At 62.1% G+C, this 26,340-nt stretch carries 23 protein-coding genes; 9 read left to right on the forward strand and 14 right to left on the reverse strand.

Annotation, left to right across the window (positions count from 1 at the left end; translation table 11 throughout):
• Positions 1-22 precede the first annotated feature (22 nt).
• Together ACE3PR_RS10645 and pdxH are read right to left on the reverse strand one after the other, a co-directional pair.
• Entirely contained in the window at positions 23-955 is a 933-nt protein-coding gene (locus tag ACE3PR_RS10645) for a cation diffusion facilitator family transporter (protein WP_374371493.1), read from the reverse strand.
• Positions 952-1,572 (reverse strand): pyridoxamine 5'-phosphate oxidase, encoded by a 621-nt coding sequence (gene pdxH, locus ACE3PR_RS10650; protein WP_374371495.1) that lies wholly within the window; start codon positions 1,570-1,572, stop codon positions 952-954. The genes ACE3PR_RS10645 and pdxH overlap by 4 nt, the downstream gene beginning before the upstream one ends.
• Positions 1,573-1,681: 109 nt before the next feature.
• Between pdxH and ACE3PR_RS10655 the strand changes: the two genes are divergently transcribed.
• Together ACE3PR_RS10655 and ACE3PR_RS10660 are read left to right on the forward strand one after the other, a co-directional pair.
• Entirely contained in the window at positions 1,682-2,194 is a 513-nt protein-coding gene (locus ACE3PR_RS10655; RefSeq protein WP_374371497.1) for an RT0821/Lpp0805 family surface protein, read from the forward strand.
• 87 nt (positions 2,195-2,281) lie between these two features.
• On the forward strand, positions 2,282-3,214 hold the full coding sequence (locus tag ACE3PR_RS10660) for a DnaJ C-terminal domain-containing protein (protein WP_374371499.1): 933 nt from the start codon (positions 2,282-2,284) through the stop codon (positions 3,212-3,214).
• 21 nt (positions 3,215-3,235) lie between these two features.
• Here the strand turns inward: ACE3PR_RS10660 and ACE3PR_RS10665 are convergent, their stop codons facing one another.
• Entirely contained in the window at positions 3,236-4,120 is an 885-nt protein-coding gene (locus tag ACE3PR_RS10665; protein WP_374371501.1) for a DMT family transporter, read from the reverse strand.
• Between the two features lie 95 nt (positions 4,121-4,215).
• Here ACE3PR_RS10665 and ACE3PR_RS10670 point away from each other — a divergent pair, with 95 nt between their 5' ends.
• A complete protein-coding gene (locus ACE3PR_RS10670; protein WP_374371503.1) occupies positions 4,216-5,151 on the forward strand; it encodes a LysR family transcriptional regulator in 936 nt (311 codons plus the stop codon).
• A gap of 113 nt (positions 5,152-5,264) precedes the next feature.
• The gene (locus tag ACE3PR_RS10675; protein ID WP_374371505.1) at positions 5,265-7,022 is read left to right on the forward strand and encodes a hypothetical protein; all 1,758 of its coding nucleotides are present in this window, start codon (positions 5,265-5,267) and stop codon (positions 7,020-7,022) included.
• A gap of 16 nt (positions 7,023-7,038) precedes the next feature.
• Here ACE3PR_RS10675 and ACE3PR_RS10680 read toward each other — a convergent pair whose 3' ends face one another.
• From ACE3PR_RS10680 to ACE3PR_RS10690, 3 genes are all read right to left on the reverse strand, one after another.
• The gene (locus tag ACE3PR_RS10680) at positions 7,039-7,785 is read right to left on the reverse strand and encodes a hypothetical protein (RefSeq protein ID WP_374371507.1); all 747 of its coding nucleotides are present in this window, start codon (positions 7,783-7,785) and stop codon (positions 7,039-7,041) included.
• Between the two features lie 101 nt (positions 7,786-7,886).
• A complete protein-coding gene (locus tag ACE3PR_RS10685) occupies positions 7,887-9,092 on the reverse strand; it encodes a glycosyltransferase family 4 protein (RefSeq protein ID WP_374371509.1) in 1,206 nt (401 codons plus the stop codon).
• Positions 9,093-9,245: 153 nt separating this feature from the next.
• Entirely contained in the window at positions 9,246-10,463 is a 1,218-nt protein-coding gene (locus ACE3PR_RS10690) for a glycosyltransferase family protein (protein WP_374371511.1), read from the reverse strand.
• 241 nt (positions 10,464-10,704) lie between these two features.
• Here ACE3PR_RS10690 and ACE3PR_RS10695 point away from each other — a divergent pair, with 241 nt between their 5' ends.
• The 4 genes from ACE3PR_RS10695 to ACE3PR_RS10710 are packed head-to-tail and all read left to right on the forward strand — an operon-like array spanning position 10,705 to position 16,536.
• The gene (locus tag ACE3PR_RS10695; RefSeq protein ID WP_374371513.1) at positions 10,705-13,428 is read left to right on the forward strand and encodes an ABC transporter transmembrane domain-containing protein; all 2,724 of its coding nucleotides are present in this window, start codon (positions 10,705-10,707) and stop codon (positions 13,426-13,428) included.
• A gap of 48 nt (positions 13,429-13,476) precedes the next feature.
• Positions 13,477-13,929, forward strand: a complete 453-nt coding sequence (locus ACE3PR_RS10700; protein ID WP_374371515.1) for a cyclic nucleotide-binding domain-containing protein — start codon at positions 13,477-13,479, stop codon at positions 13,927-13,929.
• Between the two features lie 10 nt (positions 13,930-13,939).
• Positions 13,940-14,431 (forward strand): class I SAM-dependent methyltransferase, encoded by a 492-nt coding sequence (locus tag ACE3PR_RS10705; protein WP_374371517.1) that lies wholly within the window; start codon positions 13,940-13,942, stop codon positions 14,429-14,431.
• Between the two features lie 8 nt (positions 14,432-14,439).
• Positions 14,440-16,536, forward strand: coding sequence for a tetratricopeptide repeat protein (locus ACE3PR_RS10710; protein ID WP_374371519.1), 2,097 nt, complete (start codon positions 14,440-14,442; stop codon positions 16,534-16,536).
• A gap of 13 nt (positions 16,537-16,549) precedes the next feature.
• Here the strand turns inward: ACE3PR_RS10710 and ACE3PR_RS10715 are convergent, their stop codons facing one another.
• From ACE3PR_RS10715 to ACE3PR_RS10750, 8 genes are all read right to left on the reverse strand, one after another.
• Positions 16,550-17,581, reverse strand: coding sequence for a histone deacetylase family protein (locus ACE3PR_RS10715; protein WP_374371521.1), 1,032 nt, complete (start codon positions 17,579-17,581; stop codon positions 16,550-16,552).
• A gap of 87 nt (positions 17,582-17,668) precedes the next feature.
• Complete coding sequence (locus tag ACE3PR_RS10720; RefSeq protein ID WP_374371523.1) at positions 17,669-19,108, reverse strand: amidase; 1,440 nt, start codon at positions 19,106-19,108, stop codon at positions 17,669-17,671.
• A gap of 14 nt (positions 19,109-19,122) precedes the next feature.
• Entirely contained in the window at positions 19,123-20,301 is a 1,179-nt protein-coding gene (locus ACE3PR_RS10725; protein WP_374371525.1) for a serine hydrolase domain-containing protein, read from the reverse strand.
• A complete protein-coding gene (locus ACE3PR_RS10730) occupies positions 20,294-21,481 on the reverse strand; it encodes a serine hydrolase domain-containing protein (protein ID WP_374371527.1) in 1,188 nt (395 codons plus the stop codon). The genes ACE3PR_RS10725 and ACE3PR_RS10730 overlap by 8 nt, the downstream gene beginning before the upstream one ends.
• Positions 21,482-21,531: 50 nt before the next feature.
• Positions 21,532-22,566, reverse strand: coding sequence for an extracellular solute-binding protein (locus tag ACE3PR_RS10735; RefSeq protein ID WP_374371529.1), 1,035 nt, complete (start codon positions 22,564-22,566; stop codon positions 21,532-21,534).
• A gap of 41 nt (positions 22,567-22,607) precedes the next feature.
• Positions 22,608-23,411 carry an ABC transporter permease gene (locus ACE3PR_RS10740; RefSeq protein ID WP_374371531.1) on the reverse strand — a complete coding sequence of 268 codons (804 nt, stop codon included), beginning with the start codon at positions 23,409-23,411 and terminating at the stop codon, positions 22,608-22,610.
• Complete coding sequence (locus tag ACE3PR_RS10745) at positions 23,404-24,363, reverse strand: ABC transporter permease (RefSeq protein ID WP_374371533.1); 960 nt, start codon at positions 24,361-24,363, stop codon at positions 23,404-23,406. The genes ACE3PR_RS10740 and ACE3PR_RS10745 overlap by 8 nt, the downstream gene beginning before the upstream one ends.
• A gap of 7 nt (positions 24,364-24,370) precedes the next feature.
• A complete protein-coding gene (locus tag ACE3PR_RS10750) occupies positions 24,371-25,462 on the reverse strand; it encodes an ABC transporter ATP-binding protein (RefSeq protein WP_374371535.1) in 1,092 nt (363 codons plus the stop codon).
• A gap of 303 nt (positions 25,463-25,765) precedes the next feature.
• On the opposite strand from ACE3PR_RS10750, the gene ACE3PR_RS10755 reads away from it, so the two are divergent.
• Positions 25,766-26,332, forward strand: a complete 567-nt coding sequence (locus ACE3PR_RS10755; RefSeq protein ID WP_374371537.1) for a DUF2380 domain-containing protein — start codon at positions 25,766-25,768, stop codon at positions 26,330-26,332.
• The last annotated feature ends 8 nt before the right edge of the window (positions 26,333-26,340 follow it).

A 26,340-nucleotide genomic window follows, 5' to 3' on the forward strand; every position in this document is an offset into this window, starting at 1 on the left:
ATGAACGAAACCTCTTTTTTGATCAGGCGCGGTAACGGCGCTTTACGACCACGGATTGCGGGTCCTGATGGATGAGAATGGCAGCGCCGGGAAAGGCCGCCAGCAATTGTGCCTCGACTGCATCGGCGATGCTGTGGGCTTCCTTGAGAGAAATGTCGTCGGCGAGTTCCAGATGGAACTGGATGAAGCTGTCGAGGCCGGCCTTGCGCGTCTTCAAATCATGAAGATCGATCACCTCGGCATGTCCGCGCACGATCATCTTGATCTTCTCGCGCGTCGCATCGTCCATCTCGCGGTCCATCAGCATGTCGAGGGATTGCCGACCGATCTGTACGGCCGTGTAACCGATGAAGATGGCAATGGCGAGACCGAACACCGGATCAGCCCACCAGAAGCCGAACTGGGCAACCAGGACGAGCGCCAGGATGACACTGAAATTGACCAGGAAATCGCTGCCGTAATGGGCGGAATCCGCGCCCACGGCAACCGAACCGGTCAACCGTACGACACGGCGCTGATAGAAAATGAGTGCCCCTGTGATGACGATCGAAGCCAGCATCACGCCGATGCCGATTTCGGACCGCGTAACGACATGCGGCTCCGTGAAGCGGTCATAGACCTCGACCAGCAGGATGAGCGAGGAGCCCAGGATGAAAGCCATCTGCACCAGGCCGGCCAAGGGCTCGGCCTTGCCATGGCCGAAACGATGCTCGGCATCGGCCGGCATCAGGGATTGCCGCACGGCGATGAGATTGACCATCGAGGCCGCGAAGTCGAGGGCGGAATCGAAGAGAGTCGAGAGCAGGCTCACCGAGCCGGTCGCCAGATAGGCAAAGAGCTTGATCGCGATCATGACGAGCGCCGCCGCGAGCGCCGCCACGGTGGCACGGCGCATCAGCCGACCGGCTGCCTGCCGGTCGAGCGATGGTGCGATTGCGGCACCCGCCTCGGTCATGGATAAAATTTCTCGGTCCGCCACTGATCGCCCGCGGGATGATAGATCAGTCGGTCATGAAGACGGAACGGCCGGTCTTCCCAGAACTCGAAATAGGTCGGGCGGATGCGGAAGCCCGACCAATAGGCCGGCCGCGGCACCGTGCCGATGGCATATTTCGCGGTATAGAGGGCGACGCGCTTTTCAAGTTCGAAACGGCTTTCGAGCGGGCGCGATTGCTGGCTGGCCCAGGCGCCGATCTGGCTGCCGCGCGGCCGCGAATGATAATAATCATCGGCTTCCGAATCCGAGACCACGCTCACCTCGCCCTCAACCCGGATTTGGCGCCGCAAGCTCTTCCAATGCAGCAGCAGGGCGGCTTTCTTCGTGGCGAGGATCTGGCGGCCCTTGCGGCTTTCAAAATTCGTGTAGAAAACGAAGCCGCGCTCGTCCACGTCCTTCAGCAACACCATGCGCAGCGACGGCATGCCGTCCTCGCCGACACTGGCCAGGGCCATGGCATTGGGGTCGTTGATTTCGCTTTTCTCGGCCTCGGCCAGCCAGGCCTTTGCCGTGGCGAAAGGCTCGCCCCAAGAGCGCAGATCGCCGGGTGTCGCCTCGGGTTTTCCGTCATCCATGATCGCGGGATCCATCACGTTCGATTGAGGTTTCTCTATAGCATTGAATTAAGGCGCGGATGACGCCATTTTCCAGGGTGGTTTTCTGACTTTGCAAGAGGTTGCCCCAATGTCTGCCAGGATTTTTTCTGCCGGCGGTTTCCGGCGCATAGCGACCGGCCTTGTTCTCCTCACGGCTTCGGGTGTCGGGCTCGCCGGCTGTACGCAGGGCGGCGGCTGGAACAAGCAGCAGACCGGGACCGCCTTGGGTGCTGTTGCCGGTGCAGCCGCTGGCGCTGCCATCGGCGGCGAGGATGATTGGTGGTGGGCGGCGGGCCTTGGCGCCCTGGCCGGGGGTGTCGTCGGCAATCAGGTCGGCGCCTATCTCGACCGCCAGGACCAGCAGACCTCCTATCAGAACGCGAATTATGCCCTCAACAACGTCCCGGACGGGCAAAGCGCCAAATGGTCGAATCCGCAAAATCAGACCGCCGGCTATACCAAGCCGGTCGATACCACCAAAACCGCCAGCGGCCAGACCTGCCGCGAGTTCGAGACGGGGGTCACTGCGCAGGGGCAAAGCTCGACCGGTCGGGGCACGGCTTGCCGCCAGCCGGACGGCACCTGGAAGATCGTGAAGTGACGCCGTGCTGGCGCCAGCGGCCGCATCATGACACCATTCCTCTAGCAAGAATTATCGCCCCCAGAATCATTGACCGCGGAAGCCTCCATGGCAGATCCCTATAAAGTCCTGGGCGTGAGCCGCCTGGCGAGCGCCGACGAGATCAAGAAGGCCTATCGCAAGCTCGCCAAGAAACTGCATCCCGATCTCAACCCCGGCGACAAGAAGATCGAGGGCCAGTTCAAGGAGGCAAGTGCTGCCTACGACCTGCTGTCCGATCCGGACAAGCGGCGGAAATTCGACCGCGGCGAGCTGGACGAGAACGGCAATCCGCGCGCTGGCTTCCAGCCCGGCGGCCCCTGGAGCAATGCCCGCGGCGGTGCCGCCGGCGGCAAGGCGAAAGGCCCGCGCGATTTTGGCATCGATGTCGACGAGAATGACGACATCTTCAAGGATTTCTTCGGCTTCGGCCGCGGCCGCAACGGCCCCAATGTCAGGATGCGCGGCGCCGACGTCACCTACCGCCTCGACGTCGATTTCCTGGAGGCCGCCAAGGGCACCAAGAAACGCGTCGGTCTCACCGACGGCAAGACCCTCGACGTCACCATTCCCGCCGGCACCGAGACCGGCAGCCAGTTGCGCTTGAAAGGCCAGGGCATGGCGGGCCAAGGCGGCTCGGCCAATGGCGACGCCTTTGTCGAGATCGCCGTGAAGCCCCATCCCTATTTCGAGCGGGACGGTTTCGACGTGCTGCTGGAATGCCCGATCACCTTGCCGGAAGCCGTGCTGGGCGGCACCATCGAGATCCCCACCATCGACGGCCGTGTCGCCCTCAAAGTCCCGATCGGCAGCAACTCGGGTACGCAGTTGCGCCTGAAGGGCAAGGGCATCCTCAACCCCAAAACGAAGAATCGCGGCGATCAATATGTCCGCTTCGTCGTCACCCTGCCGCCCAAATCCGATCCCGATCTCGAAGCCGCGATCAAGACCTGGGCGAAGTCGCACGATTACGACGTGCGCAAGAAATTCGGGGAAGAGTAAGGCTGGTCTCTTCGACTATCTTCACGCTCTCTTCAAATTGACCAGCGCTACGCCGCCTAAAGCCAGAACGCCGCCAGCGATGCCGAGCACGCTCGGCACCTCGCCCAGCCAGAGGAATCCGAGGAGCGTTGCGACAGGCGGCACGCAATACATGAAGTTGGAGGCGCGGCTGGCGGGCAGGCGCGAGAGCACGATCGCCCAGCTACCATAGGCGACGAGGCTGGGCACCACGCCGAGATAAATCGCCGCGAATAGGGCTTCCGACGAAGCACTCGCGGATTGCACCCAGGCATTCGGCAAAGCGGGGGCCAGAAAGAGGGCGCCCAGCACCATGTTCGAGGCCGAGACGGTGAGCGGTTTGTGAGTCTTGAAGAGCGGCTTCTGCACCACGGTCGTGATCGAATTGCAGAGCGCGGCACCCAGAATCAGCAAGGCCCCCCAATCGAATTGCATCGCCGAGCCTTCGCCCAAAGCGATGAGGCCGATGCCGAGGAAGGAGAGCAATGTGCCCGCCCAGGACCAGAGCCCGAAGCGCTCGCCGAGCAAGGCGATGGCGAGCAGGGCCGTGATGATCGGGTTGACGTTGATAATGAAGCTCGCCGGACCCGCGGTGACGGTCTGTTCACCGAAATTCAACAGGATCGTGTAGAGGCAGACAAAGAACAGGCCGCCGGTGACGAAACGCCAGGCCTCGCCCCAGCGCGGCAGGCCGGGCCGCGTGATCAGCAGAAAGAGCGCCGCCGGCAATGCCGCGATGGCAAAGCGCGCCGCCCCCAATTCCAGTGGCCCGAATCCTCCAAGCCCGGCGCGGATCGCCGGAAAGGCCGACGCCCAGGCGCCGATGGTGATGGCCAGCGCCAGCCAGGTGGTGCCGCTTTCCGCGGATTTGCGGGTCTCAAATACCATGCTGCTCATAACAATGCCTTTGAATTGGATCCGGCCCTACCATCCGGCACCGTCATCTTCTTGACAAACGAGCAGACAATATATGAGCTGTGCATATGGATCACAGCTCCGGCATCCCGCTGCCCCCGCTCGACACCTTGCGCGCCTTTGAGGCCGCGGCCAGGAGCGGCAGCTTTTCCGCCGCCGCCGAGGGCCTCAACCTCACCCATGGCGCCATCAGCCGGCAAATCGCCAAGCTGGAACGCTGGCTGGGCTTGAAGCTCTTCACCCGTCAGGCGCGCGGTGTCGCCCTGACGCCGGAGGGCCAGCGTCTTTATCTGCGCACCAGCGAAGCCTTCAGCCTGATCGCCGACAGTGCCGATCGCTGGAGCGAGCAGCGGGGCACAGCCGTCGTGCGCATGAACTCGATCCCCTCGATCTGCGGGCTCTGGCTGATGCCACGCCTCGCCAGGCTGGAAAGCGGCGATCCCAGTCTCCGGATCAATCTCGGCGTCGAGCATCGCCATATCGATCTGGCCGATGAAGGGATCGACCTTGCCATCCGCTGCGGCCGCGGCGCCGTGCCCGGCCGCGTCTCGCTGCAGCTCTTCCAGGAACAAGTCTTTCCCATCACGGCACCCATGCTCGCCGACAGGATCGGGCGGAAGGGCGAGGCGGCGCGCCTCCTCGATCATCCGCTTATTCACGATTCCGATGCCGCCGGCTGGCGCGCCTGGTTCGCCGCCCAAGGCCTCGATTATCGCCCGCGCGCCCATGACCGGCGCTTCGAGGATTACAACCTTGTCCTCGATGCCGCCGAGGCTGGGTTGGGTATCGCACTTGCCCGCCCGCCGCTCGCCGCCGCCCTGATCGAAGCCGGGCGCATGGCCGTCGTCGATACGCGCAAGGTCTTGAACCCGGTCTCCTATTGGCTGGACCGGCCACCTGGCAAGATGCGCGACGCCGCCGCCATCCTCGCCCGCCGCATCGGTGCCGAGGCTGGAATCGCCGGCACCGAAACCGATCGTTTCATCGCCCAGGACCGGAAGTAGCGGCGCCAAAAAGCACACCAATAGTGTGCACCATCACAGCGACGTGTCTCGCCAGCACCAGCAACAGGCGTATGCTTTCGCCTCGGGAACGGTTGCTTGATGGAGGCATAGAGATGATCCGCTCAGATCGTCGCCGCGTCCTGTCTGTTCTTGCATCATCCGCTTGTATCGCCCTGGCAGTTCTTGGCCCGACCTCATCTGCGTGGGCCTGGGAAAGCGCCCATGGCGACGGCCCCAATCGCGGCTTTGCCGATGTGGTGACGGCGCCCGCCGCTGCACCGGCCAATGTCGGCAATATCGGCACCTTCGCGCCCGGTTCGGGTCCGGTCACCGATGCCAATGGCACGCTCTATCTCGGCAATCAGCAGGGGCAGTTGATGTCGTTCCAACCGAACGGCACGCGCAACTGGACCGCCAGCATCGGCGGCGGCCAGACGATCCTTGCCGCCCCCGTCATCGATGGCGAAGGATCGATCTATGTCGTCGGCACCAGGACCGTTCGCAACGACCTCGTCACTCCGCCTTTGGTGCGGCACGATTCGACGCTCTACAAATTCACGCCCGCCGGCTCGCTTTCCTGGCAGACGCCCTTTCCCAACGACAGCGGCAGCTACGGCCCCACGACCAGCGCGCCGCCCAATATCTGGCGTTCCGGCGGCACGGAATTCGTCATCGTGCCGGCCTATTACCCGGATCGCTACGGCTTCAATGCGCATCTCCTCGCCTTCGCCCGCAACGGCAATCTCGTCGACGATATCAGCTATATGAACTGGCGGCAGGAGATCACCGGCGAATCCGGCCATTCTAATTGGTGCGCTATTCCGCCGATCACCTTGTCCTGCCTGCTCGCCCCCGATTTCAACCCGAGCGGCGACGACTACATTCCCGACCCGGCGAACCGGTTGCCGGCGGATATCAAGGTGCCGCATCCGGGTGCCGCCATCTTCACCTATGACAGCCCTGGAACACCCTTCATCCTGGTGACCGACCAGAGCCGGGATCTCGTCGCCTTGACCTTCGCCCAACAGCGCTTCAGCGAAATCTTCCGCGTTCACAAGAACGATCGCTGGTTCGCCTCGCCGCCCATGGTCCTGCCCGACGGCCATACCGCCATCGTCACCGCGGATCGTGACAAACGGAACGCCGAGGTCTTCTTCGCTGGGCCGAACATGAACGCAAAATCCGCGATCGCCGTGCCCTATGCCGTCGCCGCCCCGACGCGCATGGCCGACGGCCGCATCGCCGTCATCGGTTATGACCGCAAGATGGCCGTCTTCGGCGGTGCCGGCATCGGTGCCGTCGTAACGCGCAACATCGCCCTACCCGCCCAATCCATCGTCTCCGGCGCAGCCTCGCGCTCGCATCTCTTCGTTTCCACCGCCGGTTCGTTCCTGACCTACGATACCAACACGCTGGAAAAGGTCGCGGAAATTTCCTGGGTCGGCGGCGGCACGATACAGCCCATTGTCGGCCCCCTCGGCCATGTCTATGCGATGGCGTCCAATATCCTCTTCATCTTTCCGCCGCCGGTAGCGCCGAGCGCCGCGCCTGTGATTGCCGAGCCCGGCGCCTCGGTCCTCAGCCCGGTCGAGGCCGCACCTGCCGCCGCGCCGAAAAAGCGATCTCAGCGTTTCTCGCCGCCGGTGACAATCAATGGCAACCGGCTCTTTGCCTGTCAGAAGCTCGACGGTGACGATTGTGGTAAATCGGATGCGCGCGGAATCGCCCAAGCCTTCTGCGAGATGCAGGGCTTTGCCAAGGTCGACAATTTCAAGACCGACGGCCGCAAAGGAAAGGCCGAGACTCTCGACGGCCAATTCTGCAGCAAGGAGAAGTGCAAGGTCTTCGACCGTATCGATTGCGGGATGTGAGCTTCTGACGATCCGATCAATTGCCCTCGAGTGGAACGGCGCTATCGGCCAGCAGACGCGCAAGTCCAACATAGCCTATCTGCTTCAACTTGCCGACCTGATCCTGGTCCGTGCTGACACGGTTGATACTGGCGCTGATGGCGCTGTCCTCGATCGGCTCCGGCTGAAACATACGCCAGCGACCACTGACGACGTCGATCAGCGCACCCTTCAGTTGGATCCGCATGCGTTGTGATTCATCCGGCACGACCGCGCCGATGATCGGCACCCAGGAGATGACTTTGGTCGGTCCATCGGTTTGCGCCGTCTCCAACATCCCCCAATAAACAAAGATCTGATGGAAGCCGCCATTGGCCGCAGCAAGACGCAACCGCTCGCCATAGGTCAGCTGTTCAGTACTTGTCGATGCCTCCTTGCGCGGCGGAATGCCAGAGAAAGGTGCGGCAGTAAAATCAGCCGACAACGCTTGCATCATCAACTCGTCCGGCATGATCGCACCCGATTGCACGACCAGGAGGGGCTGATTCTTGACAGCGCCAATCGGCTTTGCCACCGCCAGTGCCTGCGCGATTTCGCTCTCTGCGGCCAGCTTCTCGCCCTGCGGAACAATCAGATCAAGCTCGTCGATTTCTCCCTGATAGAAGGGATTGCGGTTACCCGCATAGGCATATTGGTCATAAAAACCCGAATCCGAAATCGATCTCGTCTGGCACGCGGCCAGCGCAAGCAACGCCATCAATGTGGCGAGCATCCGTCCCGTCATATGCTTCCCCATGTCCAAGCCGCTTCGGCGCGGCAATACCTTACCTAAGGTTGCTTTCGGGCAGGATTGCGGCGGAAGCCGGGAAGTATCGCGGCAGCGGATCAGAAGGGCCGGAAGCGCCGCTCGAGATCCTCGATGCCGGCATCCATGGTGAAATGGCCGCGGACACGGGCGAAGCCGGCCTCTGCGAGGCGCTGGCGAAGGGCCGGATCCTCGCTCAGGCACTTGAGCGCGGCAGCAAGCGCCCCGGCATCTTCCGGCGGCACCAGCAGTCCGGTCTCGCCGTCATGGATCAATTCCGGAATGCCGGAGATATGGGTAGCGATGCAGGCCACGCGCTGGCTCTGCGCCTCCATCAACACATTGGGGAGGCCATCGCGGTCGCCATCGGCTGCGACCTGTGCTGCCAGCACAAAAATATCGGCCGAGCGATAGGCGGCAAGGACCCGCTCCTGCGGCAAGGCGCCCAACCAATCGATGCGCGCGGCGATACCGAGTTGCTGTGCCAGCGTCTTCAATTCGCCATCGAGCGGCCCGCCGCCGATCTGCGTCAGGTGCCAGTCGCAATCGGGCGGCAGCTTGGCAAGCGCCGCCAGCAGGGTGGGATAGCCCTTCTTCGGCACCAGGCGGCCGACCGAGAGAATCTCGATACGCGATCCAACAGGCTTCGCCGGCGGCTCTGGAAAGCGGCTGAAATCAAGCCCGTGATAGACTAGGGCGATCTTTGCTGGCGTTGCACTGAGACTTTGCAGGTGCGCATGCCCGCTCGCGGTGCAGGTCACCAGCCAATCCAGGCTTAGGAGTTTCTCGCGCTTCTCCCAATCGGGCGACGTCCAGATATCCTTGGCATGGGCAGAACAGCTCCAGGGTACGTCCGTCATCAGATGGGCGTAATAGGCGACCGAGGCCGGCGTGTGCAGGAAATGCGCGTGCAGGCGGATCGTCTCCGCCGGCATCTCGGCCACCAATACGCAAGCCTGGCCGAAACGCCGGCCGCGATTGGGCGTGGGCTCGCGCGCAAAATCCTTCAGCCATTGCCAAAGCGCGCGATAGAAACCGGGGCGCCACAATGCCTTGGCGACGCCACGCAGCACCCGCAGCGGTTCCTGATAGAGGTATTCCGGGAGGTAATGTACCGGCGCCACGATCTCGCCATGCACGGGATGGCGATGTTTATCGGTCGGAAACCGCAGGCTCCAGATCTCGATCGGCACGCCGCGCTGTTCCAGCGCGCGGATTTCCTGCGCGATGAAGGTCTCGGAAAGGCGCGGATAACCCTTCAGCAAAAAGAGGATTTTACCGGTCACTGAACAGGGATCGCATTCTTGGCCGCAGCCTCATCCCCTCCCCCCTTCAGGGGGGAGGTCGGGAGGGGGGCATAGTGGGAGTCTCGATGCGCAACAATCATCGCTGTCATGCCCCCACCCAACCCTCCCCCGGAAGGGGGAGGAAATGGGGAATCATCTTTTGCGCTGTGCGAGGCGCAGGGAGGCCGGCATGCGGCCACGTTCGAGCGCGTGTTGGGTCAGCCGGTTGACGTTGATGAGTCCGTCGAGCAAGCCCGGAACCACGACGTCGGAAGGCTTTGATTGCTGGGGCAATTGCCGCAACGCCGTCGCCATCTTGTGCCAATCGCGGGTACCGTCGTCTTCCAGCATGGCGGCAAGGCCCAATTCCTCGGCCTTGGCAGCGCGGAGATATTGTTCCATGCGCGGCCGCGTACGCGGAATGATCAAGGCCGGTTTGTCGAAGGAAACGATCTCGCAGAAGGTATTGTAGCCGCCCATGGCGACCACGCCGATCGCCCGCGACATCAGATGCTCCATCTGCGCATCAAAGGTGATGGCCTCGACCTTGTCGAGCTGGGCGGCCCGCGCCAGGAACTCGGTCTGGCGGTCGGAATGCATGAAAGGCCCCAGCACCAGGAGTGCGGGATAAGGTAGGCGCGGATCGTTCTCATAGGCCCGAAGGACCCAATCCACCACATCCTCGCCGTCGCCCCCGCCGCCGGTGGTCACCAGCAGATAGGGCGTCTCGATCTTGTGGAGCGGCGTCGGCTTTTCCGGCCCCTGCGGCAGCGAGCGGTGCAGATAGCCGGTATAGACCATCTTGCGCTGTACGGATTTCGGGAGGTCGATCCCTTCCAGAGGATCGCAGATCTGCGGCAGGCCGTAGATCCAAATCTGGTCGTAAAGGTCGCGCAAGGCGGGGAGAACGTTCTTCCGCTGCCATTCCGGCACCAGGGCCGCCGGCTCGTCCATGATGTCCCGGAGGCCCAGGACCAGATGGGTCCCCCGCTCCTTTAGCATCTCCAGGGTCTCGGTCACCTCGCCGCGCAGGCCCAGCGGTTCCTTGTCGACGATGAAGATGTCGGGATCGAAGATCTCGGCCGTATGCTTGATGATCGAGGCCCTGAGCGCCAGCGTCTCCTCGGTATCGATCAGCAGCGAAAGCGAAGTGTAGTCGCCGGAGCGCAATTTGATGACGCCGGGGATGCGCACGAAATCGACCCTGGCGCGGAAATTGAAGCTGCCGATGATGGGCGAGCCGGTCAGGATGATGACCGACATGTCCTTATTCTGCTCGACCAGCCAATGCGCAATGGTTCGGCAACGGCGCAAATGGCCGAGACCGAAGGTATCATGTGAGTAGATGAGGACGCGGGCGCCCCGGGTCATGCTATCTTCCAAATGCACGCGGGCCATCCCCCGATACGTCGCGAGCGCCGAAAGGCCTGTGATTTAGCCTGTGAATTGGCGCGAAGTATGGCACATCGCAAAGCGCGACCGGAAGTCAAAGTTTCTTGACAGGCAATTCTGCTGTTTTCCGCCAAGGCATTGACAATTTGTGATTTTTCGGTTCCGTTGGCATCCGGGCACGGTAATTTATCGACTGAACGCCAGGGGGTCGCCACCGGCGATGGAGCCAAATCTTTTCAAATACATCTGGCGCCACTCCAGGCGAGACCAGGTCGTCATCCTGGTCGTCGTCGTCGCCAGCCTGCTGATCTACCTGGTCTCTCTGGAATTGCCCAAAAGGATCGTCAACGAGGCGATCCAGGGCGAAGCCTTCCAGAATTCCGCCACCGCGCCCTTTCTCGACCTGACATTGCCGTTCCCGGATTGGCTGGGCGGTCCGATTCATCTCTTCAACGGCTTCCAGCTCCCGCAGGTCGAATATCTCTTCGCGCTCTGCTTCTCCTACCTCTTCTTCGTCGTGCTCAACGGCTGGATGAAGCAGCTCGTGAACACCGAAAAAGGGCGCCTCGGCGAACGCATGCTGCGGCGCCTGCGTTTCGAGCTTTACGACCGGGTGCTGCAATTCCCGCTGCTGCATTTCCGCAAGGTGAAACAGGCCGAAATTGCCACCATGATCAAGGACGAGGTGGAGCCCTTGGGCGGCTTCATCGGCGACGCCTTCATCACCCCGGCCTATCTCGGCGGCATGGCTGCGACGGCGCTCATCTTCATCTTCATGCAGAATATCTATATGGGGCTGGTGACGATCGCCATGCTGGCGGTGCAGATCACCGTCATCCCAAAGCTCCGCGTCAAGATTCTGATGCTGGGCAAGCAGCGCCAGATCACGGCGCGGCAATTGGCCGGCCGCATTGCCGAATCGGTCGACGGCGCCGCCGAAATCCACGCCCACGACACGTCGAATTACGAGCGTGCGGATATCGTGGCGCGCCTCGGCAAGATATTCCAGATCCGCTTCGAGCTCTATCAGCGCAAGTTCCTGGTCAAATACATCAACAACATGATGGCGCAGACCACGCCCTTTCTCTATTTCCTGATCGGCGGCTATTTCGCGCTCAAGGGCCAGTTCGATGTCGGCACGCTGCTCGCCGTCATCAGCGCCTACAAGGACCTGCCCTCGCCGATCAAGGAATTGATCGATTGGGACCAACAGCGCCAGGACGTGCAGATCAAATATGACCAGGTGATCGAGCAATTCTCGCCGCCCGGCATGTTGCCGCCACAATTGCAGGCAGTGGATGCCGACCCGCGAATCGAACCGGCCATTCTTTCGGTGCAGCGCGTCGCCTATATCGACGAATCCGGCGCGCGCATGGTGGACGAGGCCAGCTTCGACCTCGCGCCCGGCGAGCATGTCGCCATCATCGGCGGCAATAACAGCGGCAAGGAAGCCCTCGCAGCCCTTCTCGGCCGGCTGGTCGCGCCGGTGGGCGGCCAGATTAATTACGGCGCGCGAGATCTGGCGACCTTGCCGGAAGCCATCACCGGCCGCCGCTTCGCCTATATCGGCGACGAGACCTATCTGCTGCCGCTCTCCTTGACCGACAATCTGCTCTACAGCCTGAAACATCGCCCGATACGGCCGGCCGAGTACCACGACCGGGCGCTTATCCGGCATGAACAGCGCATGTTCGAGACCCGGCGGGCCGGCAATCCGGATCTCGACATCGAGGCCGATTGGCTTGATCTGGAAGGCGCCGGCATCGCCGACCGGGCAGCACTCCACGCGCGGCTGGTGGAATTGCTGGCATTGGTCGAACTCGAAGACGATGTCTATCAGTTCGGCCTGCGCGGGCGCCTCGATCCGGAAGCGGCCAATGGCGGCAGCGAGAACCTGGCCGAATTGTTCCTGCAAGCGCGCGAGGCGATGCGCGGCCGCCTGGTCCAGCCCAGCCTCGCCATGCTCGTCGAACCATTCGATCCCGAGCGCTATAACCGCAACATGACGGTGGCCGAGAATGTCCTTTTCGGCACGGCCTTGAAGGCTGGCTTCGCGCCGGAGGCGTTGGGCGACAACGCCTATCTCGCGGTGACGCTGGCTGAATCCGGCGTCGCCGACGATCTCATCCAGCTCGGCGGGAAGATTGCCGAGACCATGGTCGAATTGTTCGCCGATCTGCCCGCCGGCCATCCCTTCTTCGAACAATTCAGTTTCATCTCGGCCGAGGACCTGCCGCTCTACCAGCAATTGGTGACGCGACTGCAGAAGAGCGGTCCTGACGGCGCATCGCCTGACGACAAGAAACGCCTGATCGCCCTCACTTTTCCCTATATCGAGGCAAGGCACCGCCTGGGCCTGATCGACGACAAGCTGGAAGCGCATCTGTTGGCTGCGCGGCGCGCCTTTCGCGACAATCTGCCCCGCGACTATGTCGATGCCATCGAATTCTATGACCCCGAGCGTTACAACGCCGCCGCCTCGGTCCAGGACAACATCCTGTTCGGCCGTCTGGTCTATGGCCAGGCGCAATCCGCCCAGAAAGTGGGCGTCGTCCTTTCCGAAGTGATCGACAGTTTGGGGCTCAAACCCCGCGTCATCGCCGTCGGCCTTGGCTTCAATGTGGGTGCCGCCGGGAAGAAACTGTCCATTACCCAGCGCCAGAAAGTGGGTTTGATCCGTGCCTTGCTGAAACGGCCGCAGCTTGTCATTCTCAACAATACGGTCTCGGCCTTCGACGAGCCGAGCCAGCGGCGCCTGATGAAGCGGGTGCGGGACGATCTCCACAAGGCGGCGATCGTCTGTGTCACCAACACCCCGGCGCTCGCCCGTACGTTCGACCGCGTGGCCGTGATGCAGGATGGCCGTATCGCGGAGATGGGCAAGCCCGCCGATCTCGATCGGCCGGATTCACGTTTCCGGGCGCTGGCCGAAGCGGTCACATAGTTACATGCTTTTATTGCCGGACTGGCAGATGTCATCGGGATGGGTGAGATGAGTATTCAGGAAGATGTCGAGGCGCTGAAGCGCATTCCTCTTTTCGCCAAGGTCGAGCCGGCGAAGCTGAAGCTCATGGCCTTTGCCAGCGAGCGGGCGCAGTACCAGCCCGGCGATACTTTGTTCCATCAGGGTGATTCCGCCGATGCCGCCTATATCGTGCTGGGCGGTGCCGCCGACATTCTGGTCGACACGCCGAACGGTCCCTTGAAGGTGGCCGATGTCGGCCCCGGCGCCTTTGTGGGCGAGATCGCGATCCTCTGTGATGTGCCGCGCACCGCAACCATCCGCGCCACACAGGCCATGACCACGCTCAAGATCACCAAGGAATTGTTCTTCCGCATGGTCACCGATTTCCCCTCGATCGGGATCGAGGTCATGCGGGTCCTGGCGCAGCGCATCGAGCATATGAACGCGCAATTGCGCGAAGCCGTGGCTGCGCGGAAATAAGGAAACGATTTTGAGCCGCCTCGACAGTTTCATCCGCCGACTGGAAGCCCAGCGCAACTGCCTCGCTGACGCAGCGTCGCGCGCAAAGGCCATTCCGGGAATCGTGCTGGAATTCGGCCTCGGCAATGGCCGTACCTATGATCATCTGCGCGAGATCTGCCCCGGGCGCGAGATCTATGTCTTCGACCGCCAGGTGGCGGCCCATCCCGATTGCATCCCCCCCGCCGACCACCTCTTCCTCGGCGATTTTACCGACACCCTTCCCGCAGCGCTGGCCCGCTTGGGCGCCGGATCGGCTGCCTTCGTCCATGTCGATCTGGGCAGCGGCGATGCCGCTGCAAGTCAGGCGCTTGCCAGCGCCATCGCCCCGCAGGTCTCGGCACTGATGGCGCCGGGCGGCATTCTGGTCAGCGATCAACCTATGCCGGCACCGGGCCTTGGCACCCTTCCACTCCCGGACGGGGTCAAGCCCGGCCGCTATTTCATGGCGACACGGCAATGATCCGATTGATGACCATAGCAGCGGCTGGCCTGCTGATGCTCGGCTTCCTTGCCGGCAGCGCATTCGCCAAGAATGCCGATGATCGCGTTTCTGTCGACCGGGACAAGGATTCGCCGATGGGTGCCATTGGCATGGTCCTGCGCCTTGATGCCGACGGCGCCGAGGCCGGCACCGGATTCCTGGTCTCGCCCTGCCACATTCTCACTGCCGCCCATGTCGTTGCAGGTAGCGGCGGCATTTCCGAGAATCAGGTCCTCTTGTTCTTCGCCGGCACCGGCAATCTCGGCCCGGGCGACCTCAAGGCGAATCATTTCGGTGCCCTTTCGCCGGCCCGGCCCGTCATCTGGGGTGACTATCTGGAGCCGGAGACCGGCACCAATGCCGAGCGAGTCGCCACCTTCCGTGCCAATAGCTGGAACGATTGGTCGCTGCTGAAGCTCGACCGTTGTCTCGGCGAGGATGGATTCGGCTATCTTCAGCTTGCCCCCATCTCGACCCGCGACTTCACGCGTGCCGGCGGCAAGCGTGCGGTGACTGCGATCGGCATGCCGGCCGATCGCGGCAACGAAAAGCTCACCATGGATCCTTCCTGCTCGCTGCTGGGCCAGGTCGAGGCCGCCGGCTGGCAGCATGATTGCACGACGATGCCGGGGAATTCCGGCGGTCCCGTCCTCGCTGCCCGCCCTGATGCCGGCGACAAATGGCCCCGCGTCCTGGCCATCACGGTGGCCAGCGTCGGCAGCCCGGAAAGCGACGATGGGACGCTGACACCGCAGCTCATCGATCCGACGGCACCCAATTATCTCGATCTGCTCGCCACCGCCGTGCCGGTCTCCGCCTTCCTGCCACAGATCGCCTCCTATCTGCCGGAAGATGCGCGGCGCACGGCCTACCTCTCTCGCAACAAGGATGCGGATCGCGGCTATGATGTCGAGCAACCGCAACCGGCCATCGAGGACCTCACCGCGGCGCTGAAGCGGCAACCCAAGGAGCCTTTGCTGTTGATGCGGCGGGGGCAATGGCATCAGGCAGCCGACAATCAGGATGCGGCTCTGGCCGATTACTCGACGGCGCTGAAGATGGATCCAAATTTCGCACCGGCTTTGCGCAGCCGCGCACTCCTGCTGGCCGGACGCGACGACAAGAACAAGGGTGATGCGGCCGCGGCCCGGGCCGATCTCGACCGCCTGATCGAGCGCTTTCCCGATCTCACCAGCCTGCGGCTGGAACGTGGCAGTCTGTTTGCCAGCGAACATGATTTCGCCGCCGCCTTGCGCGACTTCGACGCAGTCCTCAAGACCGAGCCCAGTAACATGCTGGCGCTGATCTCGCGTGCCCAGGCGCGCATGGAACTGGGCAACGCCAAGGGCGCCAGCGCCGATTACGATGCCGCCATCAAGACCGAACCGGATCTCGCTTTCCTCTATGTCCAGCGCGCCCATCATCGCGCGCGGATCGGCAACATGGCCGATGCCTTCGCCGATATCGACCGCGCCCTGGAAATCGAGGCGGATATGGCGGCGGCCATCAATGGCCGCGCCGTGCTCTATCTCCATAGCGGCGGCGCCGATCTCGCCTTGGCCGATGCCAACAAGGCGGTCGAACTGGATCCCGAAAGCGGGCCGACCGTGGCGCTCCGGGGATCCATCAAGCATGTGCTGGGCGATCTCGACGGCGCCATCGTCGATTACCGCAAGGCGGCCGAGCTTGACCCCAAGGAACCCTTCGATCCGATGCTGCTGTTCCTGGCGCTGAGCGAAGCGGGACGTGCCGAGGAAGGGCGCGCCGAACTGGAAAAGCTCCTCGCCCGCTGGCCGGCCGATGAATGGCCGGCGCCGCTGACCCGCCATCTTCTCGGCCGCATGTCGGCAGGCGATCTCGAGAAACGCGTCGGCAAGGGCAACGAGACCTTGCGCCTCTACCAGCAATTCGACCGCCACTTCTATCTCGGCATGGCCGCCTATATCGCCGGTGACAAGAAAACGGCGCGCCAGCACCTGTCGGAGGCCGTGGCGCTCGATCTCAGCCAGTTTCTGGAATTCGACATCGCCCGCGCCTATCTCGAACGGCTCGGCGGTCCGGCCTATCTCAACCAGTCCAACTGATCGCGGCGCGCGCTCAGCCGCGCTGTTCGAAACCCGCCAGCACGTTCACGGTATTGACGCCCAGCGCATCCACCGCATAGCCGCCTTCCATGATGAAGAGGGTCGGCAATTCCATCCAGGCAATACGATCGCCGAGGCGGGAATAATCTTCGTGTTTCAGCTTGAAGCGCGAGATGGGGTCATGCTCGAACGTGTCGAGGCCCAACGAAATCACCAGCGCATCCGGTCCGTATTGGCGGATCCGTTTCAGCCCAACCTCCAGCGCTTCACTGTAGCTTGCCCAATCCGTACCCCAAGGCAGCGGCAGGTTCACGTGATAACCCTCGCCCGCACCTGCGCCGATCTCGTCGGCATAACCGAGGAAATAGGGAAACTCCTGCTTCGGGTCGGCATGCAGCGACACGGTGAGCACATCGGCGCGGCCGTAGAACATCTGCTGCGTGCCGTTGCCGTGATGGTAATCAACATCGAGGATCGCAACGCGCTTCGCCCCCTGGTCGAGAAAGGCCTGCGCGGCGATGCCGGCATTGTTGAGGAAGCAGTAGCCGCCGTAGAAATCGCTGCCGGCATGATGTCCCGGCGGACGGCAGAGGGCGAAAGTAGCGCGCTCGCCGGTCGCCACCAGCTTCTGAGCGGTCAGCGCCACATTGGCCGAGGCCTGCACTGCGCGCCAGGTGCCGGACATGATCGGTGTCCCGGCATCGATGGCATAATAGCCGAGCTTGCCGTCGATCGAATCCGAAAGGCGCCGTCCGAGACCCGGCACCGGCCAGACATGTGGCAGCGCATCGAAGGTGCGGCCCGTCGCCGCCCATTCCTCCCAGGCATTCTGCAGGAATGTGACAAGGCCCTTGTCATGCACGCGCAAAATGGGATCGAGGCCGAAATCCTGCGCCGGGAGAATTTCGCCCAGTTTCGTCGCGCGCACCCGGTCGATCACAATCTCGGCCCGGCGCGGCATCTCGTTGCAGGGGACGAATTGCCCCTCGATCAATTCGCTGCGCCCGTCCTGACAGCGGTGATCCTCGCTGAAGACCGTTCTCATATCGCTCGTCTTTCCATGATCTGATGGTGGCCGCCAGACTGTGCCGATCCCGGCGCCGCTGTCAAACGATGCCGGGATGCAGCAGTATCAGAGCACCGGCCGCGCCTTGCGCGATCCGTACCAGCCGCCGATCGCCGTCTCATAGGCGATGCCGGCCCGGAACACATCGGCATCCGAATAGGTCCGGCCGATGATCTGGATCGAGGTGGGGACATCGTTGCTGGCATGGCCCGTCGGCACCGCCAGTACGGGGCAACGCGAGAGCGTGTTGAAGGGCGTGGTCATGCACCAGGCCAGAACCTTGGGGAGTGGCGAGACCTTCCCATTGATCCGCACCACATCCTTGTTCTCGTCGAAATCCGCCTTGACCGCGGGGGCGGCATTGGTCGGGCAGATGAAGACGTCGTATTTCTCCAGCATCGGCCCGAAGGTGTCGTACATGCGCACGGCCCCTTCCATGGATTTGAAGAAATCGCTGGCCTTCGATTTCGCGCCCTTGCGCGCGAAATTGCGGGCATAGGTGGTCATGATCTTCGAATGCTTCTTGGCCGTGAGCGCCAATTGCGTGCCGAAGAGGTGTTCCAGATGCCGCATGCCGGTATCGATGGCATCGCGGGTCCAGCCCAGATCGACTTCCTCCACCGTGGCACCGAGATTCTTGAAGACCCGCAGCGCCTTTTTCATATTGGCCACCACCTCGGCATCCACGTCATAGATGCCGAGATCGAAGGAATAGGCGATCTTCCAGCCCTTGATCGGCTTGTATTCGGTAGGCAGGCGCAGTTTCGGCCGCAGCGAGGCGATGTCATGGGGGCTCGGCCCGCACATCACGTTCTGGAGCAGGATCGCATCCTGGATCGAGCGCGCCATCGGCCCGGTATGGCAATAGGGATCGAGATTGAAGGGCGGATCGTCCGGGTTGCGGCCATAAGGCGGCTTGTAGCCGACGACGCCGCTGGCACCTGCCGGAATACGGATCGAGCCGCCGATATCGGAACCGGTCGCCAATGGCGCCATGCCGGCAGCCAAAGCCGCGCCGGAACCGCCCGAGGAACCACCCGGCGTATAGCGCCGGTTCCAGGGATTGCGCGTCACACCCCAGAGCCGGCTATGGGTGTAGGACGCGCAGGAGAATTCCGGCGTCGCGGTGCGCGCATGCACGATGGCACCCGCTTTCAGGATGCGCTCGTTATTGGGCGAGGTGCGGTCCGGCACATAGCCCTTGCCGACCGTGAGCGAGCCATAGGAGGTCGGCTTGCCGGCGATCCAGCTTTCATCCTTGACGGCGATCGGCAGGCCTTCCAGCACGCCGACGCGGCCGTCGCGCTTCATGAATTTCGCTTCGGCCTGTTTGGCGAGATCCATCGCCTCGTCGTAATGGGTGAAGGTGAAGGCGTTGATCTTCTTCTGCGCAGCTTCCGAGCGCGCGATCACCGCCGCCATGTATTCGACCGGCGACAGTTTCCGTTTGCGGAACAGCGCCGAAATCTCGGTCGCCGTTTTATAGATCAGATCGTCGTTCGCCATATGCTTTCCCCTGTTCAACCTTGATGCAGAACCAGCTTGATCGCATTGAGCGCCGCCAGCGTCTCCTTGAGCAGCGCGTTGTTGCGGAAATCCGGCCAGGATGACAGCTTCACGGCGGTGAAGTCGTGGGCCGGATCGCTATAGATCAATTGCCCGAAGACGCCGCGGCAGAGCAGCACCGGCATGCGGTGATCTTCGTGCCAGAATTGTCTGGCATAGGCGCCATGCGGTGTGGCGATCCGGTAATCGCCGGTGAATTTCGCATGATCGCCGAAGCGGCAGCCTTGCACCCATTCGGCGGGGGCGATCTGGCGGCCATTGAAGAATCCATCGCGGGTCAGCATCTCGCCAAAGCGCGCATAATCGCGCAGACTGGCATTGAAGCCGCCATCGGCAAGGCCATACCCCGCTTCATCCACCGTGTAACTGGCGTTCTCCTCGGCACCCAGGGGCTGCCACAACTCGCGGCTCACCAATTCCGGCAGTCGTAGGCCGCTCACACGCTCGCAGGCAAAGGCCAGGACGTCGGTCTCGATCGAGCGATACGCAAATCGGGCGCCATGCTCGGCTTCCTGCTTCTGCAATGTCAGCACCACGTCCCAGACGGTCCGCGGCCAGTCGCGCCCGTCATTCTCCGGTCGCGGCCGCCAGCCGCAGGCGACGTCGATCTTGGCGATGTCGGAGAAAGGATCGGTATAGGTCTCGTCGAAGGTAACGCCCGAGGTCATGTTGAGAACATGCTCGATCCGGGCGTCCCTGTAGGCGGTGTTCTTGAGTTCCGGCAGATAGGTGACGATCGGTGCCTTGGGATCCATCAATCCATGCCCGGCCAGGATACCCGCGAGGATGCCGATCAGCGACTTCCCCACGGATTGGCTGAGATGAAGACTGCGCTCGGTCATCCCGTTCAGGTAGCGCTCGAAGACCACCTGTCCACGATGGAGCACGATGAAGCCGTCGGTAAAGGTCGTCTCCAGGAATTGCGCGATGTTCTTCTCGCCGCCCTCGCTTTTTTTATAGACGATGCCGTCGAGATTACGCGGCGCACGGGGCAGAAGGCTCGGTGCATCGCGCCCGCGCCAGACTTCGGCGGTCGGCACCATCTCGCGTACATGCTGGAACGACCAGCGATTCCAGGGCGCCCGGTCCCAGCCGTCACGCGGCGGATAATTGAGATTGCCGTGATCAACCATGGCAGAGCGCGCGCTTGATCGCGTGGGCCGCGGCATTGGCCTCCAGAAACCGTGCGTCGTCCAGAAAGTCCGGCCAGGAAGAGAGCTTCACCAACACAAAATCATGAACAGGATCGGTATAGATCCATTGCCCAAAGACACCATGGCATTCCAGCACCGGTCTTTCGTGATCTTCGATCCAGAACTGGTTATGATAGGCGCCCTTCGGAATCGTGGCTCGGTAATCCGGCCCGAACAGCGCATGATTGCCGCGCCGCGTCTCCCCAATCCAGGCGGCAGGCACGATCTGCCGCCCGTTGAAAAAACCATCCTGCGCGATCATCTGCCCGAAGCGCGCGTAATCCCTCAGGCAGGCATTGAGGCCGCCATCGGCCAGCGCATAACCTTCCGGATCGATCGTGTAATAGCCGTTCTCTTCCATGCCGAGCTTCTGCCAGATCTCGCGGCTGAGGAGCTCGGGGAGGCGCAGGCCAGTGACGCGCTCCAGCACAAAGGCCAGCACATCGGTTTCGATCGAGCGATAGAGAAAGCGCGCGCCGTGTTCGGCTTCCTTGGTCTTGAGCGTCAGGACCTGGCGCCACATGGATGTGGGCCAGTCACGCGTATCGCCGGCAGGTTTCGGTTTCCAGCCGGAGGCGACATCGGTCCGGCCGACATCGGAATAGGGATCGGTATATTCCTCGTCATAGGCAACGCCCGATCCCATATCGAGCACATGCTGGATAAGGGCGCCGTCATAGGCGGTCGCCTTCAGTTCGGGGAGATAGTGGGTGACCGGCTTTTGCGGATCGACCGCCTTCGCCGCAACCATGATGCCAAAGAGCGCACCAAGGAACGACTTCGCGACCGACTGGCTGAGATGGCGCGTGCGCTCGTCCATCCCGTTCATGTAGCGCTCGAACACCACGTTCCCGTGATGGAGCACGATGAAGCCGTCGGTGTAGGAATGATCCAGGAAATCAGCGATCGAAATCTCGCCGCGCGCAGTTTGAAAGCGGATGTCGGTCAGGGTCTGCTGATGATAGGGCAGCGTTGCAACCGCGCCGGTGCCACGCCAGACTTCGGCACTCGGCAGGATTTCGCGCAAATGCTGGAACGACCAGCGGTTCCAGGGCGCGCGGTCCCAGTCTTCGCGCGGAACATCGCCTCGTTCGATCGGTTTTGGCAGGGCTACCGTCATGGCACGAAAAACCCCGGCAGCCGATGAGACTGCCGGGGTTCCGATGGGCCTTACTTCGTCAGTTCGGTCCAGATCGCGGTATAGATCTCGGTCACTTCCGGCGGGCAGGCCGGCAGAATGTAGGTCTTCTGGCCCTCGGGCAGGACGATTTCCGGGGCCTTGCCGAATGCCGGATCCTTCATGAACTGGGCGCTGCCGGTGATGCCATTCGCATATTGTGCGAAATCGGAGATCATCGCGGCATTGGCCGGGTCCATGATGAAGTTCTGGAACGCCTTGGCATTGTCGACGTTCTTGGCGTCGGCGAGGACAGCGACGTTATCCATCCAGACGGGGACGCCTTCCTTCGGATAGCCGTATTCGATCTTGTCGTTCTGCAACCGGGCGCGCAGCGAGGCGCCGTTCCAGTTGAGACCCGCCATCAGATCTTCCTTGGCGTATTTCTCGACATTGCCGTAATCCATCGAGATCCAGTCCGGCTTCGCCTTCAGCAGAAGATCACGCACCTGCTTCAGCTCTTCCTTGTTGCCGTTGCAAAGCGGGCTGAAGCCCAGATAGACGAGACCGGCGCCGATCACATCGTTCATTTCCGGAACGACATTGACCTTGCCCTTCAATTCGGCCGGGGTGTCGAACAGGATCGACCAGCTATTGATGTCGCCCTGATAGACCTTGCGGTTGACCGTGAGGCCCGTGGTGCCCCACTGCCAGGGAACCGTGTAATTGCGGCCCTTGTCGAAATCGACATCGACCCATTGCGGATCGACGTTCTTGAAGTTCGGCATCTCGTTGGGCTTGGTCTCCAGCAGCAGGCCTTCCTGGATGAAGATCGGAATGTAGTTGCCACTGGGCACGACAATGTCGAAGCCATGGCCGCCGGCCTTGATCTTGGCGAGAGCCGTGTCGTTCGAATCGTAATCGGTCACCGTCACCTTGACCTTGAATTCTTCTTCGAACTTCTTGATCAGTTCGGGGCTGGTGTAATTGCCCCAATTATAGATATTGAGCTCGCCATCGGCCAAAGCCGGGCCGCTGAGCAGGGCAAGGGTGACCGCCGTCGCGGCGATCTTCGTCTTCGAGATCATGTAATCCTCCTGTTTCCCGAATCTTTCGTTCTTTGGCTTCGTCAGGCCTTCTTCCGATTCAAAAAGAAGAACACCGTCACCATCAAGATCGATATCGCGAGGAACACCGACGAGATGGCATTCATTTCCGGCGTCATGATGCGCCGCATTTGTCCCAGCATATAGGTCGGCAACGTGTCCTGTCCGCCGGATTTCACCAATTCGGTGATCACAACATCGTCAAGCGAGATAACGAAAGCGAGCATGCCGCCGGCCAGAATACCCGGCCAGAGCAGGGGCAGCGTCACGCGCCGGAAGGTATGCCAGGGTGTGGCATAGAGATCGGCCGCGGCGCGCTCCAGCGACAGATCCATGTTTTCGAGCCGCGCGCGGATCGGCAGATAAGCGAATGGGATGCAAAAGGCGGTATGCGCGATCAGCAGATAGGCAAGGCCGGTATAGCCGGTGCTGATCTTGATCATCGCGAAGAAGATGAGGAGCGCGATGCCGGTGACGATCTCCGGCACCATCAGCGGCTGGTTGATGGTGGCAAAGATGAAAGTGAGGCCCGGAAAAGGCCGCGCCCGCGTCGTCGCCAGCGCCGCCATGGTGGCAACGATGGTCGACACGAAGGCGGCGAAGCTCGCGATCATGAGCGAGCGGACCGAGGCGTCCTGCACCTGATCGTTGGCCCAGGCCGCTTCGTACCAACGCCAGGAGAAACCCTCCCAGATCGCGATCGAGCTTCCCGCATTGAAGGAATAGGCCACCAGCGTCAGGATCGGCGCATAGAGCATGACGAAGCATAAAAGAGCGATGGTGGTAAAGCCGGTCTGCTTCTTGACGTCGAAATATGCCTTAGCCATGACGCGCCCCGCTCTTGCTGGCGTTCTTCACATAGAAGAGCAGGGCCACCATGACGATCACCATCAGCGTGATCGAGAGGGCGGCACCCAGCGGCCAGTTGCGTCCCTGGCCGAATTGCAGATCGATGAGGTTGCCCAGCATCATGTTGCGACCGCCACCCAGTACGCGCGGCGTCACATAGGCGCCGAGCGATGGAATGAAGACCAGGATCGAACCGGCGATCACGCCGGGCTTCACCAGCGGGAAGATCACGCGCCGCAGAACCTGGAAGCGCGTGGCGTAGAGATCGTAGCCAGCTTCCACCAGCCGGAAATCGATCCGCTCCATGCTGGCATAAAGCGGCAGCACCATCAGCGGCAGATAGACATAGAGCAGGCCCAGCATCACCGCGGTATCGGTGAACATGATCTGCAAGGGCGCATCGATGACACCGGCCCAGAGCAGGATCGAGTTGACGATGCCTTCGTTGCGGATCACTTCCATGATCGCAAAGGTGCGGATGAGGAGGTTGGTCCAGAACGGGATCGTGATCAGGAACAGCCACAAGGAACGCGACCGGTCGGGCCGCGTGGCAATGAAATAGGCGGTCGGAAAGCCCACAATCAGGGCCAGGCCGGTCGAGATGAAGGAGAGCCGGATCGAGCGCCAGAAGATCGAGAGATGCGCGTCGGCGAAACCCAAGGTGTCGTCGAAGATGTCGCGCGTGAAGAATACGCTGACCCAGGCATCGGTCGAGAATTTCCACTCGACGCCGCCATAGCCGCCCTTGGTCAGAAAGGAATAGACCACGACGATGGCCAGCGGACCGATCGAGGCGAAGAGCAGGATAAGGAGCGCCGGCATCGAGAGCAGCCAGCGACCGCGCGTATCACGCCGGTCGAATGCGGCGGCCGCGGCGGCTGCGCCCGGATAGGCGCCGCCGGGTGTGTTTATGGTTCCGTTGACGGCCATGATGCGCTCAATCCCTCAGGATCTGCATCGCTTCGGGCGCGATCTTGAGACCCACAATATCGCCGGTCTGCAGCACTTCCTGATGACCGCGCCGGTTCTGCACCCGCACGGTCAGCGCCTGGCCGGTCTCGAGGCCGATATGGAAGGTGGTGTCGGTGCCGAAATAGATGATGTTGTCGACACGGCCCTTGAGATGCGCATCGGCGTCGGGCCGCACCAGATCGATGCGCTCCGGCCGGATCGCCAGCGTGACGACCGAACCCACGCCGGCATTGCTCGACATCTTGTGGGGAAGAGCGATGCCGGAAGGCAGCCTGATCTTGCCATCGTCGCCGATCCGCTCGGTCACTTCGGCTTCGAGGAAATTGGTCTCGCCGATGAAATCGGCAACAAATCGGTCGGCCGGATGCTCGTAGATTTCCGTCGGCGAACCGATCTGGAGGATGTGCCCCCGCGACATGACCGCGATGCGATCCGACATGGTCAGGGCCTCTTCCTGGTCATGCGTCACGAAGATAAAGGTGATGCCGGTCTCGAGCTGCATGCGCTTCAACTCGATCTGCATTTCCTTGCGCAGCTTGAGATCCAGCGCCGACAAGGGCTCGTCGAGCAACAGCACCTTGGGCTTGGGAGCGAGGGCCCGCGCCAATGCCACGCGCTGCTGCTGGCCGCCGGAAATCTGGCTGGTACGGCGGTCCTTCAATTCTTCCATGCGCACCAGCTTCAGCATGGCCGCGACCGTGGTTTGCACTTCGGCTTTGGGCTTGCCCAGCATTTCGAGACCGAAGGCGACGTTCTGCGCCACCGTCATGTGCGGGAACAGCGCGTAATTCTGGAAGACCGTGTTGACGTGCCGCTTGAAGGGGGGCAGATGCGCCACTTCCTCGCCATCGAGGAGGATCGAGCCGTCGGTCGGCATTTCGAATCCGGCGATCAGACGCAGCAAGGTGGTCTTGCCGCAGCCCGATGGTCCCAACAGCGTGAAGAATTCGTTCTGTCGGATGGTGACCGAGACATTGTCCAGCGCGCGGACTTCACCAATCCCGGCACCGAAAATCTTGCTCACATTCTTGGCTTCGACAGCCACCGCAGTCGACACGATATGACGCCCCCATGCCCTGTTAGCGCGATCCGCCCTCTCGCAAGGGATGGCCTCTTTGGCGGGCCAGGATTTTGCGCGCACCCAGATTAGGCTATCGGCGGCGAAGGTCAATCGCGGCGTTGCACAAAAGTTAAATAAGATTCCCCACATGACGCAACCGCATGGGGTCATAACGTGCCATTGAACTTGGCACACGCTGCCAACTAACCCTTCGGTGGTAGAGTATCCAGCGCGCGGCATGATGGATTGCCGCCGCGACAGAAAGTTCCTACGCTTTTCTCCCGATCGGGAGGCGTCCGGATGGTTAAAGGCCAAGACGTACCGGTATGCTCAGGTCCCCGCCCCAGCGCCGCCGGGGTGCTCTGGCGGCTACTTTTGCTGGTCCTCTTCGGCGCTTCTGCCATCGCCACCGTCGCCCTCGCCGACACCGACGCGTCACCCAGGCTGGCTGTCGCCGATTTCGATTTTCAGGATACGTCCGGCGAAATCATGGACCGAGCAGCCGAACATGAGGCACGGCTGAAAGCCTTCGAGGCGACCTTGCGCGACCGGCTTTTGGAAAGCGGCAAGATCGCCCTCGCGAGCCTGGATTGCGGGGCCGATCCCTGTACGGCGGCGAAGCCCGGCCTCGACATCCTCGTGGCGCAGGCAAAGGCCGCGGGAATGCGTTATCTGCTGTTCGGCTCGATCCACAAGATGAGCACGCTGGTCGGCTGGGTGCAGTTTGCCGTGCTGGACTTGACCGAGGACAAGTCGCTCTGCGAGCGGCGCCTGACATATCGCGGCGACAATGACGAAGCCTGGCAGCGCGCGGCCAAATTCGTGGCACGAGACGTCGGTCGGCACTGCCTTGGGAAATTCCCTTAATCGCTAGC

Source organism: Dongia sp., assembly GCF_041909655.1.
Taxonomy (GTDB): domain Bacteria; phylum Pseudomonadota; class Alphaproteobacteria; order Dongiales; family Dongiaceae; genus Dongia.

Excerpts from the sequence above, each read along its gene's own strand:
- ACE3PR_RS10645 (WP_374371493.1), bottom strand. The coding sequence starts at position 955 with ATGACCGAGGCGGGTGCCGCAATCGCACCATCGCTCGACCGGCAGGCA.
- pdxH (WP_374371495.1), bottom strand. The coding sequence starts at position 1,572 with ATGGATGACGGAAAACCCGAGGCGACACCCGGCGATCTGCGCTCTTGG.
- ACE3PR_RS10655 (WP_374371497.1), top strand. The coding sequence starts at position 1,682 with ATGTCTGCCAGGATTTTTTCTGCCGGCGGTTTCCGGCGCATAGCGACC.
- ACE3PR_RS10660 (WP_374371499.1), top strand. The coding sequence starts at position 2,282 with ATGGCAGATCCCTATAAAGTCCTGGGCGTGAGCCGCCTGGCGAGCGCC.
- ACE3PR_RS10665 (WP_374371501.1), bottom strand. The coding sequence starts at position 4,120 with ATGGTATTTGAGACCCGCAAATCCGCGGAAAGCGGCACCACCTGGCTG.
- ACE3PR_RS10670 (WP_374371503.1), top strand. The coding sequence starts at position 4,216 with ATGGATCACAGCTCCGGCATCCCGCTGCCCCCGCTCGACACCTTGCGC.
- ACE3PR_RS10675 (WP_374371505.1), top strand. The coding sequence starts at position 5,265 with ATGATCCGCTCAGATCGTCGCCGCGTCCTGTCTGTTCTTGCATCATCC.
- ACE3PR_RS10680 (WP_374371507.1), bottom strand. The coding sequence starts at position 7,785 with ATGACGGGACGGATGCTCGCCACATTGATGGCGTTGCTTGCGCTGGCC.
- ACE3PR_RS10690 (WP_374371511.1), bottom strand. The coding sequence starts at position 10,463 with ATGACCCGGGGCGCCCGCGTCCTCATCTACTCACATGATACCTTCGGT.
- ACE3PR_RS10695 (WP_374371513.1), top strand. The coding sequence starts at position 10,705 with ATGGAGCCAAATCTTTTCAAATACATCTGGCGCCACTCCAGGCGAGAC.
- ACE3PR_RS10700 (WP_374371515.1), top strand. The coding sequence starts at position 13,477 with ATGAGTATTCAGGAAGATGTCGAGGCGCTGAAGCGCATTCCTCTTTTC.
- ACE3PR_RS10710 (WP_374371519.1), top strand. The coding sequence starts at position 14,440 with ATGACCATAGCAGCGGCTGGCCTGCTGATGCTCGGCTTCCTTGCCGGC.
- ACE3PR_RS10715 (WP_374371521.1), bottom strand. The coding sequence starts at position 17,581 with ATGAGAACGGTCTTCAGCGAGGATCACCGCTGTCAGGACGGGCGCAGC.
- ACE3PR_RS10720 (WP_374371523.1), bottom strand. The coding sequence starts at position 19,108 with ATGGCGAACGACGATCTGATCTATAAAACGGCGACCGAGATTTCGGCG.
- ACE3PR_RS10725 (WP_374371525.1), bottom strand. The coding sequence starts at position 20,301 with ATGGTTGATCACGGCAATCTCAATTATCCGCCGCGTGACGGCTGGGAC.
- ACE3PR_RS10730 (WP_374371527.1), bottom strand. The coding sequence starts at position 21,481 with ATGACGGTAGCCCTGCCAAAACCGATCGAACGAGGCGATGTTCCGCGC.
- ACE3PR_RS10735 (WP_374371529.1), bottom strand. The coding sequence starts at position 22,566 with ATGATCTCGAAGACGAAGATCGCCGCGACGGCGGTCACCCTTGCCCTG.
- ACE3PR_RS10740 (WP_374371531.1), bottom strand. The coding sequence starts at position 23,411 with ATGGCTAAGGCATATTTCGACGTCAAGAAGCAGACCGGCTTTACCACC.
- ACE3PR_RS10745 (WP_374371533.1), bottom strand. The coding sequence starts at position 24,363 with ATGGCCGTCAACGGAACCATAAACACACCCGGCGGCGCCTATCCGGGC.
- ACE3PR_RS10755 (WP_374371537.1), top strand. The coding sequence starts at position 25,766 with ATGGTTAAAGGCCAAGACGTACCGGTATGCTCAGGTCCCCGCCCCAGC.